General features: G+C 46.1%; 14 protein-coding genes and 1 riboswitch. Of the genes, 1 reads left to right on the top strand and 13 read right to left on the bottom strand.

Annotated features, from left to right (window positions below):
* Positions 1 to 430: 430 nt before the first annotated feature.
* The 5 genes from skT53_RS17570 to skT53_RS17550 all read right to left on the bottom strand — a co-directional run bounded on the left by skT53_RS17570 (position 431) and on the right by skT53_RS17550 (position 3,171).
* Positions 431 to 1,048: an MFS transporter gene (locus tag skT53_RS17570; RefSeq protein WP_200759064.1), complete on the bottom strand. Its 618-nt coding sequence runs from the start codon at positions 1,046 to 1,048 to the stop codon at positions 431 to 433.
* Entirely contained in the window at positions 948 to 1,169 is a 222-nt protein-coding gene (locus skT53_RS17565) for a hypothetical protein (RefSeq protein ID WP_200761060.1), read from the bottom strand. The genes skT53_RS17570 and skT53_RS17565 overlap by 101 nt, the downstream gene beginning before the upstream one ends.
* A 192-nt stretch (positions 1,170 to 1,361) precedes the next feature.
* A complete protein-coding gene (locus skT53_RS17560; RefSeq protein WP_200759063.1) occupies positions 1,362 to 2,039 on the bottom strand; it encodes a LexA family protein in 678 nt (225 codons plus the stop codon).
* Between the two features lie 267 nt (positions 2,040 to 2,306).
* Positions 2,307 to 2,753 (bottom strand): Fur family transcriptional regulator, encoded by a 447-nt coding sequence (locus tag skT53_RS17555; RefSeq protein WP_200759062.1) that lies wholly within the window; start codon positions 2,751 to 2,753, stop codon positions 2,307 to 2,309.
* A gap of 40 nt (positions 2,754 to 2,793) precedes the next feature.
* Complete coding sequence (locus skT53_RS17550; protein ID WP_200759061.1) at positions 2,794 to 3,171, bottom strand: DUF502 domain-containing protein; 378 nt, start codon at positions 3,169 to 3,171, stop codon at positions 2,794 to 2,796.
* Positions 3,172 to 3,513: 342 nt separating this feature from the next.
* Between skT53_RS17550 and skT53_RS18945 the strand changes: the two genes are divergently transcribed.
* Positions 3,514 to 4,179: a lytic transglycosylase domain-containing protein gene (locus skT53_RS18945; RefSeq protein ID WP_264175984.1), complete on the top strand. Its 666-nt coding sequence runs from the start codon at positions 3,514 to 3,516 to the stop codon at positions 4,177 to 4,179.
* Positions 4,180 to 4,303: 124 nt separating this feature from the next.
* Here skT53_RS18945 and skT53_RS17540 read toward each other — a convergent pair whose 3' ends face one another.
* The 8 genes from skT53_RS17540 to acsA form a co-directional block, all read right to left on the bottom strand.
* A complete protein-coding gene (locus skT53_RS17540) occupies positions 4,304 to 5,551 on the bottom strand; it encodes an FAD-dependent oxidoreductase (RefSeq protein ID WP_200759060.1) in 1,248 nt (415 codons plus the stop codon).
* Positions 5,552 to 5,748: 197 nt separating this feature from the next.
* Complete coding sequence (gene cax / locus skT53_RS17535) at positions 5,749 to 6,789, bottom strand: calcium/proton exchanger (protein WP_200759059.1); 1,041 nt, start codon at positions 6,787 to 6,789, stop codon at positions 5,749 to 5,751.
* Positions 6,790 to 6,817: 28 nt separating this feature from the next.
* On the bottom strand, positions 6,818 to 7,072 hold the full coding sequence (locus skT53_RS17530; RefSeq protein ID WP_200759058.1) for a GIY-YIG nuclease family protein: 255 nt from the start codon (positions 7,070 to 7,072) through the stop codon (positions 6,818 to 6,820).
* Between the two features lie 122 nt (positions 7,073 to 7,194).
* Complete coding sequence (locus skT53_RS17525; protein ID WP_200759057.1) at positions 7,195 to 8,526, bottom strand: solute symporter family protein; 1,332 nt, start codon at positions 8,524 to 8,526, stop codon at positions 7,195 to 7,197.
* Complete coding sequence (locus skT53_RS17520) at positions 8,523 to 8,813, bottom strand: DUF485 domain-containing protein (RefSeq protein WP_226375469.1); 291 nt, start codon at positions 8,811 to 8,813, stop codon at positions 8,523 to 8,525. Before skT53_RS17520 ends, skT53_RS17525 begins: the two co-directional genes overlap by 4 nt.
* A gap of 231 nt (positions 8,814 to 9,044) precedes the next feature.
* Positions 9,045 to 9,443 (bottom strand): DUF309 domain-containing protein, encoded by a 399-nt coding sequence (locus skT53_RS17515; RefSeq protein ID WP_200759055.1) that lies wholly within the window; start codon positions 9,441 to 9,443, stop codon positions 9,045 to 9,047.
* A gap of 34 nt (positions 9,444 to 9,477) precedes the next feature.
* On the bottom strand, positions 9,478 to 10,449 hold the full coding sequence (gene corA / locus skT53_RS17510) for a magnesium/cobalt transporter CorA (RefSeq protein ID WP_200759054.1): 972 nt from the start codon (positions 10,447 to 10,449) through the stop codon (positions 9,478 to 9,480).
* 141 nt (positions 10,450 to 10,590) lie between these two features.
* Positions 10,591 to 10,760: riboswitch (M-box (ykoK) riboswitch) on the bottom strand.
* A gap of 86 nt (positions 10,761 to 10,846) precedes the next feature.
* Positions 10,847 to 12,529: an acetate--CoA ligase gene (acsA, locus tag skT53_RS17505; RefSeq protein WP_264175983.1), complete on the bottom strand. Its 1,683-nt coding sequence runs from the start codon at positions 12,527 to 12,529 to the stop codon at positions 10,847 to 10,849.
* Positions 12,530 to 12,652 lie beyond the last annotated feature (123 nt).

Here is a 12,652-nt window from a genome sequence, read left to right as displayed (position 1 = left end):
CTGTTTATTTTCTGAGAGTTTCTCTTACTCATTTGACTTTTCCGCAGCACCATAGTTATAGGTCATAGGATGCTCTGAATTATGACTCAACATAAATTTTCGGTTCATTGAGTTCTCCCCTCTGCAATGTCCGCCTTATCGTTCACCATTCTCCCCATTGGCCTGTTTAAGGAAATGGAGTTTCTACGCGTTGTCAATTTGACTGGAAAATTGAGATTTTGATAGAGAAATAGAGCAGGAATGACGGAAAGCAATCCCAGAATGATCGATACAAAAAAGGCATTCTGAAAAGCCAAAACATTGGCCTCCGCTTGAATTTGCTGAATCATAGTCGCAATACCCAATTGATGCGATTGCACTGATGCATACCCGATTGATTGAAAATAAGAGATCAGTTGCTGTAAGTACCATTCCTCATTGGACCCAGATGTTACGGATTCCGACAATTGAAGAAAGAAAGTAAGCTGAAACCGGACAAAATAAACAGAAAAACGATGCTCGCGGATGTCCATCCTTCAGTTGCTCCATTGCTAATCGCCAACAATAATGCGGCAAATCCGATGGCTGACAAAATAAATCCCCATACATCCAATCTCTTTTTGACAGTTTCAAACTCTCTGATTAACGTGTACGAAAAATAGGCAGCCAGGCAACCGATTGGAAGATTGATCCAAAAAATCCACCTCCAACTGAGGTGTTCCACCAGATAACCACCCATGGTAGGGCCCATGGCAGGGGCAATCAATAAAGGGATCCCCATCAATCCCATCGCTAGCGAGAGTTTCTTTTTATCAAATGTTTTCTCGATAATAGACAATGCCAACGGCATAATCATGCCTCCGCCAACCGCTTGCATAATGCGAAAAACAATCAACGATTCGATATTCCAGGACAGTGCGTATAACATGGAACCTAGCATAAAAGTCAAAAGACTTATGATATAAATCTTATTCATTCCCCGTGTATCGGCCAAATACGCAGTAATTGGCTCGAAGAGTCCAATGGACCATATACGCAGTGATGACGTATTGCACCAAATCAATATCACTGCCAAATTGAATCATAATTTGAGGAATTGCTACATTTATAATGGTCATATCCAGGAGATCCATCGAGAGTCCCAGAACGATTGGAATGAGAATTAGCCATTTTCGCGACTTTCCAAACATTTTCACACCTTCCGTCCTCACGCAGCTAATATGCGTCCCACATGTAACGGCCCTGTGTTACATCAGAGAGTTTTAGGCAAATTGGCCATATCCTATAAAAAACACACAAACACAAAGCACAAAGCACAAATTACACAAAAGACCCAAAAAATCAGCCGAATAATTGGCCAAGGTATAAAACCTTTGACCAATTCAGGCTAACGCTTCATTTAGCAAATCGGAAAGCATTGTCCTTTCATTTTCAGAAAGGTCCAGGATCGACTTCAAGTACCTTCCAACCAAATCAGAGACCTCAACCCCAATTTCGTGATTCATTGTTTGAATTACGGTTCCAACAACTGTCCCCACAAACACGGTCATCCTCATTTCGTTTGTTGGTGCGTTTTGAACAACACTTTTTATTAAAGTTTCAGTCCTTCCTCCCAACTTGCGAAGATAAACAAGAAGAAGACCAATAATGTAAGCGCAAAAGGCAATCCGAAGCTTTACTTTCGGAATCTCCTCCAACACCTTTTGTATGGCATCGCTCAAGCTGTAATCTTTTAGACTGTTTAAAAAATGCAGTAACTGATTTTTGGAATCATACCATTCTTCCGGATTTATTACTTCAAACCGTTTTTGTTCGAATAAGTCCCCAGCTTTAACAGTTGGCAAAAAAACGATTTGAGAACGTCCTGCTTCGCCTCGGGTTACGGTATAGTCTCGGGTCAGATAGCCAAGTTTTTCAAGTTCTTTTAACATGTCGTACGCCGTCCACTTACTTACACCAAGAGCTTGAGCCAATGTTTCATAGTGAACTGGCAAATTTGTGTTTTTATACAAGTCGATCAACTTATGAAGAAATTGTTTTCGGCGTTCAGTCAAAACCAAATGCACTCACCCCCAAAAGACCAAAAATCATTTTTTATCAAACTTAATTCACTTTTAGGTTATTGTCAACAAGATCGTTCCAACCGTGTTGTTCTTCTGTAACTGTGCATGAGTGCGATGAACGACCTTACGAGGCATTGAGAAGGTCACCATACAGGCGATGCCTACTTTTTTGTGAAACACCAAAAAGACGTGTTGCTTAACACGCCTGAACCGTCCCATTTATTCAAATCTGTTTCGCGAATTTATTACAACTTTTCGAAACTTTTAATTGCTGGCCGTTTTCTCGCTCGTTTCACACTCTTTGCATCGCCCATAAAACTCAAGACGGTATGAGTGTACGGAAAAACTCTTTTCGTTAGCCGTAGCCGGTAAAATGTCTTCCAAGTGCGGGGCTTCTACATCCATGACGGCGCCACAGCTTTCACAGACCAAATGCGCATGTTCAGTATCGTTTCCGTCATAACGGCTAGAGCCGTCACCGTATGCCAGTTCGCGAATCACGCCCAATTTTGTCAACGTATGCAGCGTATTGTAGACGGTTGCCAGAGAAATACCGCCCAAAGCTTTCGACACTTCCTGATGAACCTGTTCAGCCGTCGGGTGATGATGAGTTTCTTTTAGGTAACGAAGAATCAGTTGACGTTGAGGCGTTAAGCGAACACCGTTCGAACGAAGTTCCGCAATTGTCTCTTCAAAACACGTTCGCATCATCGGCTCCACCTACTCTTCCTAAATTCTACTATAATTTTAATCAATGTATGCCAAATATGTCAAACTGCTGCTTCCTCATTTTGGCTGTGACTGCTGACCCCTGCGGACAGAATAAAACGCATCGCGCTTTAATAATAGAGTAGAGACTTTTGATGATCGGAATTCGATCCACGATCCGCTCCAGCCAGTACAGCAACGACTTGGAAACATATCGGGTCGCCGACCATCCTATCAAAGTGACCAGCACGACACTGATAACCAAACCGATACCCGGAATATACTCTGTCATCCTTGTTTTCAAATATTGTCCCAACAAATTGTCAATAAATTGAAACAATTGGATTACAATATAAGCGACCAGTCCGATCGGTGCGACTGTCACAATACCGTTGACAAAATATGTGACCAAGCGTTTCACAACAACCCCTCCCTATGAGAACTGGCGCGTCAGCGCCAAGGCGAGACATAGCGCAATCTGATATCTTTGATACCTGACGCGACTTGTGCCCTTTGGGTACTTGTGCCGTTCATAGCACGACTTGGCATCAAAGATGCCAAAGCGTGACTTGCCCCCCCTATGGGGGTGGGTGCATAGCGCAACTTGCCCCTTTCGGGGATCTGTACAACTAAGGTAACAAGTTGCGTTAGTTGTGTATCATGCCCTTTTGGGTACTAAAGTCCCATGACTTCATTCAGATTACCGTGTATTATTTTATTTAGTAAACTAGTATTTGTCGAATGGTTACAAAGGTGGTTTCAAATGGACCCAAAAATCCTTGGCGCATACATGCAATTGAACGCTTGGCAGTCGATGTCTGTTTCGGATAACGCCACAACCAGCGGGGATTCCGGGCTGTTCCATGATTATTTAAACCTTCTGCTAAGTCAACAGATCGGCGATCAAAATTCTCCATCGCCCTCTGCATCCTACCAGCAAACGTCGATTGGCAAACCAAAACCCATTCGTTATGTAAAGCCGTCTGAGTTGAACCTGACGTTTTCAAAACCTTTTCCGGCAGTGTCTCCTACATCTTCACCCATGCCGCACGATATGGATCAGTTGATTCAAAAAGCGGCCGCCAAATATGATGTAGACGCCAATTTAATCCGCGCGGTCATTCGGCAAGAATCCAATTTTCGAACGGATGCCACGTCTCCGGTTGGAGCAATGGGACTTATGCAATTGATGCCCTCCACCGCGAAAGAACTGGGTGTCAGCAATGCCTACGACCCTGCTCAAAATATCGATGCTGGCACCCGCTATTTAAAAGGATTGCTGAATCGGTATAACGGCGATGTTCAACTCGCTTTGGCCGCCTATAATGCCGGCCCTGGCAATGTAGACCGGTACAACGGGATTCCACCCTTTTCTGAAACGCGCAATTATGTGGCTGCGATCCTGAATCATTACAACAATATGGGTTAATCTGATATTGATACAATGCACAAGCCCTCCGCCGGTGTTCTAAGTGGAGGGCTTGCTTTTATTCGGACTTTGGTGTGAAACCTGGCCTCACCTGCGCCAGAGGCTTGGCGAAGCCATGCTTTCTTTAGCTGTATTGAGGGATCAGCTTTTTCCGTTTATTTACATAAGCGTCTGCACTCATCGCTGCAATCGCACCGTCAGCAGCCGCAACGACCGCCTGTTTTACCGGAGTTCGCCGCGCGTCTCCGCCCGCATAAACGCCCTCGACGTTCGTTGCCAAAAATTCGTCCACTTCAATATAGCCTTCCTCGTCCCGCTTTACTTGATCTGCCAGAAAATCGGTATTTGGTTTGTTGCCGGACATGTAAAGGAATACACCGTCCAGATCATATGTGACCTGTTCCCCTTCCGGATTTTGCACCAACACGCCTTCAAATTTGTCGGTGCCAACCACTTCCCGAACCCGATGTTGCCAGAGCACCTCGATATTCGGATAGTCTTTCACTGCGTTGATATCCGCTTCGCCGTGCAGTTTCTTGGTCGGTATGAAGAAAAATACATGTTTCGCAAATTTCGCCAGCGAGATCGCTTCCGTCAACGCTTCCTCATTGTCACCCGACACACCGACGACCCGTCCCTGGAAAAACGCGCCATCACAGGTTGAACAGTAGCTGACGCCGCGCCCCGTAAATTCTTCTTCCCCTTTAATCTTTTTACTGTTTCCGCGCGCCCCGACTGCGATAAATACAGCCTTTGCCTTAATGATGCCTTCCGGTGTCTCCAGTTCTTTGATTTCACCCTGCAAACGGGTCGAGAGTACATTGGTGCGTACGAATGCAGCCCCGAAACCGACTGCCTGCCGACGAATGCGATCCACCAGTTCCAGACCTGTCAGCTCTTCACCAACGCCCGGGTAGTTGGCAATTTTATGTGTAATCGCCAGAGCTCCTGCGCCAGGCGCTTTGTCAAGCACGATGGTTTTCATCCGACCGCGCGACGAATACACGGCTGCCGATGCTCCCGCCGGCCCCGAACCAATAATCGCCAGATCATACACCTCTTCAAACATTTCAGGCGCCACGGCGGAGTAAATCTCCGACGTCTCTTGCTCCGGCTGATTTGCATTGTTACTTTCCGTTTCCGTGATGCCCAGATACTCTTTCATCTTATTTGGACGATAGCCGATAAACGACTGGTCATCAATAAAGGTGACCGGCGTTGAAAAAATCCCTTTTTCATGCAGATCATTGAAATAATCAGGGTTTTCCGTTACATTGCGCTCTTCGTATTCAATTCCCCATTCTTTCAATTCTCGTTTAATTTTTTCACAATAGGGACATCCTGTACTGGAATATACGATCGCTTTTTTCATGTTATTGCCTCCTTCGTCTGCTTTTACAGTCTCCATATCAGTTTTTATTGATCAGTTTAAAATAATTCTAATTTTGTATTCATTTTATATAATTCGATCCAAACTGTCAATCAATGGATCTCAGAATGTAAGGCAGAACACGTTTTATCAAAAAAAGCTTCCCGAAGGAAGCTCCAGAAGGTTTGTTTGGTTGCGGTTTATAAAAAGTAAAAGCCAAACCCCACTATGATGTAAGCGCCGATCGCCATCGCTCCTTCCAGCCAGTTGGATTCCCCATCATTACAGAGAAATGAGATCAATAGGACAGATAATGTCATGGCAATCAACTCGGGCCAGGTAAACACAAGCGGCAGCGGATTTCCGAAAAACCAGCCGACAAAAACAAGGACGGGAGCTACAAACATAGCCACTTGCAGGGAACTGCCAACCGCAATCTCCAGCGCCAGATCCATCCGGTTTTTCCATGCCATTAACACCGCAGAGCTGTGTTCCGCTGCGTTTCCTATAATCGCAACGATAATCACCCCGATAAACACTTCCGACCAGCCAAGTTGATGAGATACCGCTTCGATCGTATGCACCAGCGTTTCCGATACATACGCAACCGCCAATGTACTAAGCGCCAGAATGATAGATGCCTTGCGTAATGTCCATTCTGCTTCCTCTTCCATATCCTCCGTAAAATGAAACACATGACGGTGCGTTACCAACGAGAAAAACAGCCCCAATAAATACAGGGCCAGTGTTACAACGGCCACAACGAGACTTAACTGATTGGCAATGGTGTCATTCTGCAAAGTAAAAATAGCCGGGATGACGAGCGCCACCACTACCCCCAACATCATCATCGAGGTGTTTGTACGGGCAATAGAGGGATTAAACTTCTGTATCGGATACTTAACTCCGCCAACCAGAAAACTTAAGCCTGCTACCAAAAGCAAATTCCCGATAATGGAGCCGGTGATTGAGGCCTGCACGACCTGTGTCAATCCCTGTCGTAACGCCAAGAACGCAATAATCAGTTCCACTGCGTTTCCAAATGTGGCATTTAACAGCCCGCCAATTCGCGGTCCGCTGTGAATGGCGATGCTTTCTGTGGCTCTTCCCATAATGCCCGCTAAAGGAATGATTGTGAGAGAGGCCAGCCCAAACAGAAGAATTTCATTAAAATGCATCAAATTGCCGATAATTGTTAGCGGCAAAAAAACAATCAACATGAAGCTAAGAAACTTTTGCATGATGTTCCAACTCCGATCTCCACAGTTCCTACAAACTCAGTAAACAAACGGAAGCAATCAAGGTTTCCTTTTGTTTTCTGTTTAATTTTTTAATCTGTTTTTCTCGTTTCAAAGCGGTAGATTTATCGAAACAAGGTTCCACATATCGCAGGTTCACCGGCTGCCTCCCTCGCGTATACTTCGCTCCCGAACCGTTATTATGCATCTTGATACGGTTTTTAATGTCCACTGTATAACCTGTATAAAGAGTCCCGTCTTTACATTCCACAATGTAAACGTACATGCAATCACCATGAGTTTTTCCAAAATATATCACATTTATCTGAGACAGATCAAAGTAAAAATGACCGTCAAGAGGAAATTGACGGTCAAGAAAAGGAAGTTTCCTGTTCATTATATCTGTAATCAGTTCGTCGGTTTGATGCCTGTATGTGCTTGCACAAAGATTTCCTCAAACTTCTGTTCATCATCCGCCTTAACCGGGGCGCTTAACACTGTACCCAGGAAGCAAGCGATAAATCCAAGCGGCACAGAAATAACTGCCGGATTTTTCAACGGGAAGATGGCTGCCGCCCCAAGCGCCAACAGAATCGAGAAAACTGCAATGCCTACAGAAGCCCAACGGGCCGCTTTCATCTGCTCCTTCTCCGTTGCCTTTCCACCGCGCAGTACGTTGGAGTAGAAGTCGTGCGCAAAGGCGCTTGCTGCTGAAATTACGAGACCCGCTACAACGGCCAGAATGGTTGCAAATGCAACCGCCGAGATAAACGCCAGGAAAATGTTTCCGCCCAGCTGTTCAGCCAACTGCGGAGCTGCCAGGTTGCCGGCCGCATTTGCCTTCCTGATAGCATCAATACCTACAAAGTAGGTGGCACCGTAGCCCAGAATGGGGGTCATCAGATAAAACAACCCAATAATCCAGGTGGCGAATACAATTGACCGGCGCGCAGTCGGGGCATCCTTAACGGACAGAAAGCGGATCAGAATATGCGGGAGTCCGGCTGTACCGAGCACCAATGCCAGATTCAAGGACACGGAATCAATTCCAGCCAGGAAAGTGGTCGGTGCAGGAGGCGTTATCATTTTGTCGCCCGCTTTTGCCGCAACCGCGTTGAACAGTTCAACCACATTAAAGTGAAAATGGGAGAGAACCATAAGAGATAGAGCGATGGTGCCGCCCATCAGCAAAACAGCCTTAACAATCTGCACCCAGGTAGTAGCCAGCATACCGCCCGCCACCACATAAACGGTCATTAGAATACCAATAATAATAACGGATGTTTGGTAATTTAAGCCTAACAGAAGTTTTATAATGGCACCTGCCCCTACCAACTGGGCAATCATATAGAACGTGCTGATTGCCAGAGTGTTCAAGGCAGCCACAGAACGGATTTTCTTTGCATTGAAACGAGCCGCAATCATGTCAGCCATCGTATATTTACCCAGGTTACGAAGCGGTTCCGCCACGATAAACAATACGACCAGATAGGCAACCAAATAACCGATGGAATAAAAGAATCCATTAAAACCTGTTAATGCAATGGAACCGGCAATTCCAAGGAAAGATGCGGCTGACATATAGTCTCCCGCAATCGCAAGACCGTTCTGCCATGCCGTAATATTGCCGCCTGCCACATAAAACTCACTTGTCGATTTGTTCCGTCTGGCAGCAAAATAGGTGATCAAAAGCGTAACCAATATGATAGCGACAAAAAATGAAAATGCCGTGGTGTTCACTCTGATTTTGCCCCTTTCGCGCCAAATTCTTGTTTGATCTGGTCGACTAACTTGTCATATCCGTTTGCTTTGCTCATATACAGGTGGCATAAACCCCATGTCATGATAAACTGTGCAAAAGCGTATAGATAAGCCCAGTTAATGACACCGATTACTTTTCCGTTGAGCGAGGTGGTAAATCCGGTTAGAATCGGCAGAATAAAGTAAAATACGAGAAAGAAGACAGTTGCCGGTACGATGAAGTTGCGTTTCTGGGCAATCAGCGATTGGAATGCAGAAGATTGCATCACCTCGCTTGACCAGCCGCTTGCTTTTCCCGCCCTAATGGAAGCGTTTACATTCTTGTTCAAATCGGGTTGCATATTCTTCCCCCTTTTCGGTAAATTTTAAGCGGAATTTTCAGAAAAAAATCCGTAGTGTGACCTAACCGACTTATCTGATAATTCCGCTTGTGAAATTAATATAGCATGTTCCCCGGTTAACGACAATGGCAATATTTTTAAATCATATTAAAGTTGTCAGATTTCCAAATTATTGAACACAATATGCGGATTTTGTATCCCTAAGCGTTCGACCTCATTTCTCTCCAATTCGGTTACGTCAGGTATAACCTGTAAACAATCATTCAGATAATCAATCAGGCAGCGGACATCTACGCGTCGGTATGCGGGAAGACAGGGCGTCAGCAAATGCCTTGCCCGTTTAAACAAATGTCTGGCTCCTTTGATGTTCCCATTGCGCAGATGAAACAAGGCCACCGCAATCTGGATCAATCCTTTGTAAAAATCGTTTCGGTCGCTGTGCCACAACTCCTCCAGCACTTCATGCGCGTCAAAGTATCGGCTTTCTTTCATATACTGGACATAATCAAGCAATTCTTGCGGGATCGATTCCTCCATATCGAAACATCCTTTCAAACAGCAATCCCCCTTAGGAGAAAGGGGGATCAGCTCAAATCCATTTTTTGTTGCGGAACACTTTTAACATCCAGACGGTCAACAAAATCATCAGAATGGTGATTCCAGCCGTTTCCCACCCGTGCGATTGAAACGGAATCGGCACATTCATTCCAAAAAATCCGGTTATGAACGTCAGCGGCATCATAACCGTCGATATGATCGTCAGCACCCGCATCGCCTCGTTGGTCCGGCTGGTAACGAGCGAATAATAGGTTTCCATCGCACCGGATACGAGGTCACGGAACACTTCGAGCGAGTCGGCTATTCGCTCCAAATGGTCAACCAGGTCGATAAAATAGGGGACGTTCTCTTCCTGCACGTCAAACGAATAGCGGCCACCCACATTGGCGAAGATCCGTTTTTTCGGCTGAATGACCCGGCGGATCAAGACAATGGTGCGTTTCAGCGCGAGGAACTCTTCGGTGATCTCCTGGGCCGGATGTTCATACATCTCGTCTTCCAATTCGTCAATCCGCGTGGAGATTCGTTCCATGATCGGAAAATACTCGTCCGTAATCCCATCGACAATCGAATATAAAAGAAAATCAGGACCTTTGTTCATAAAATGCGGTTCCCGCAGTGAGCGAGCCGCAATTCGTCCGATTGAATGAAGCGGATTTTGATGCACCGTAACAATATAGTTTTTGCTGAGAAACACGTTCAACTCTTCTGTAGTGATCTCGCGCTCACTTTCTTCGTCATAACGCAGCGCGTGGAACACGAAGAAATAATAATCGTCGTAATTGTCCACTTTCGAACGCGGCGAATCATGCAGACAGTCCTCAATCGCCAATGGGTGAAAATCGAATATGTTTCCCACAAACTTCAGTTCGTCAACCGTACAGTTGTATAGATCGATCCACAGCAGGTTCTGTTCGTTCTGCAAAAGCTCCCCTTTGCGCAGAAGATCGACATCGTGGTACATTTTCTTTTCTTCATGATTATAAAAGTAGGTTTTAATCATAGCGCGACCTCCTTTCCGTTCGGAACTCCATGGGGTTAGGATGTGCAAAAAATGTAAAAAGAGCCTTCAAAAATTGAAGGCTCACAGCAAACATAATCGTAATGAATCATCAGCAAAATCACCGAATGATTCACAACCATTCGCCTTCTTCACTCGTCCAAGCTTTAGCACATACATAGCTAGAACCTTTCGGCTCAGCCACATTAGGTAAAACCTTAAGCCGGTAATACCTGTTAACCCATTGGCGTCTCTCGACGTTTCCGGGCAGTGGCGTCTGATCTATGCAGAAGCCTCACCTAACGAAGAAATCGTATAAATCTGAATGGAAGTCATTCCTATTCCGATTATAATGTGTTTATTAAATGGTAGTCAACCGTTTCCGCCAATCTGTTATCCATCAGTCTTCCATCGTGGAAAGGTCGCCTGTTGGCAGGCCCAGCTCCCATGCTTTCAACACCCGCCGCATGATTTTTCCGGAACGTGTTTTCGGGAGTTTATCGCGAAATTCGATTTCGCGCGGAGCGGCATGAGCGGCCAAGCCCGTTTTGACGAACTGGGCAATCTCTTCTTTCAATTCATCGCTTGGTTGATAACCGGTACGCAGTGAGATGAACGCTTTGATAATTTCTCCCCTGACCGGGTCCGGTTTGCCGATCACACCCGCTTCCGCGACAGCCGGATGCTCGACCAGACGGCTTTCCACCTCAAACGGGCCGACCCGTTCGCCAGAAGTGTTGATTACATCATCGATTCGTCCCTGGAACCAGAAGTAGCCATCTTCGTCTTTATAAGCAGAGTCCCCTGAGATATACCAACCTTTTAAACGGAAATATTCTTCGTATTTGGCCGGATTGTTCCAAATCGCCCGCATCATGGCCGGCCATCCGGTACGGATAGCCAGATTACCCATCTGGTTGGGCGGCAGCTCATTGCCTTGGTCGTCAACAATCGTTGCATAAATGCCGGGTACCGGTTTCCCCATTGAACCGGGCTTGATTGGCACCGACGGAAAATTGCTGATCGTTGTCGAACCGGTTTCTGTCATCCACCAGTTGTCGTGAATACCGATTTTAAACGCTTCCAATCCCCACCGGTAGACTTCCGGATTGAGCGGCTCACCCGCCGATAAAATGTGGCGCAGGGAAGACAGATTGAATTTCCGCACTACATCAGCGCCGGCCGCCATCAACATGCGAAACGCGGTGGGAGCTACAAACCAGACGGTCACTTTAAAACGTTCGATCGTATCGTACCAATCTTCCGGATTAAAGCGACCGCCTCGCAACACCACCGTTACCCCGTTTAGCCAAGGAGCAAACATACCCGCCGATGTTCCGGTTACCCAACCGGGATCTGCTGTACACCAAAATACGTCTCCCTGACGCAAATCGTATGCCCACCTGCCGGAACGATGCTGATGAATCATCGCATTGTGAACGTGCACAACCCCTTTCGGTTTTCCCGTTGAACCGGAGGTGTAATGAATGATGTAAGGATCTTCCCGCTGCATCCATTCGATCTGAAAATCGGCCGATGCGACAGCCATTTCCCTTTCATAGGAAATTTCGCCGGGTCCGACTTCTTCTGTTCCGACCAAAATCAGATGTTTCAGATCGGGAAGCTGATCCCGCAAAATTCTTTGTTTTAATTTGGGCGTCGTGACAACCGCTACCGCTCCGCTGTCCTGCAGCCGGTCTTTGACCGCTTCCTCCATAAACGCTTCAAACAAGGGACCGGCAATCGCACCGATTTTGACAATCCCCAGCAGCGCGATATACAGCTCGGGGCAGCGCGGCATGAAAATAAACACGCGATCCCCTTTGCTGATGCCGATTTTGCGCAGGACAACAGCGAATTTATCCGAAAGCGCTTTCAATTCTGCGAAACTGTACACTTCTTCCCGGGTGTCATCTTTAAACAGCAAGGCTGTCCTGTCTTTCTGGGATGATAACGCATGGCGATCAATCGCTTCATGCGCAATATTGACTTTCCCGGTTTCATGCCAGGAGAAAAACCGTTCTTCCTCCTGCCAGGTTACGTTTTTGACCGCTTCGTCATAATCTTTCAGATTGTGCTCCACACGCCCCACTCCTTGATTCAAAATTATTTTAATATTTGAACATATTGTAGCATACATAAAATAAAACCGTCAGCCCACTGCGGTCATCAATCAACCCACCGATTGTCACTCCGTCTCTTTGTT

Source organism: Effusibacillus dendaii (assembly GCF_015097055.1).
Classification (GTDB): domain Bacteria; phylum Bacillota; class Bacilli; order Tumebacillales; family Effusibacillaceae; genus Effusibacillus; species Effusibacillus dendaii.
This window is presented reverse-complemented; position numbering and strand designations above follow the sequence as displayed.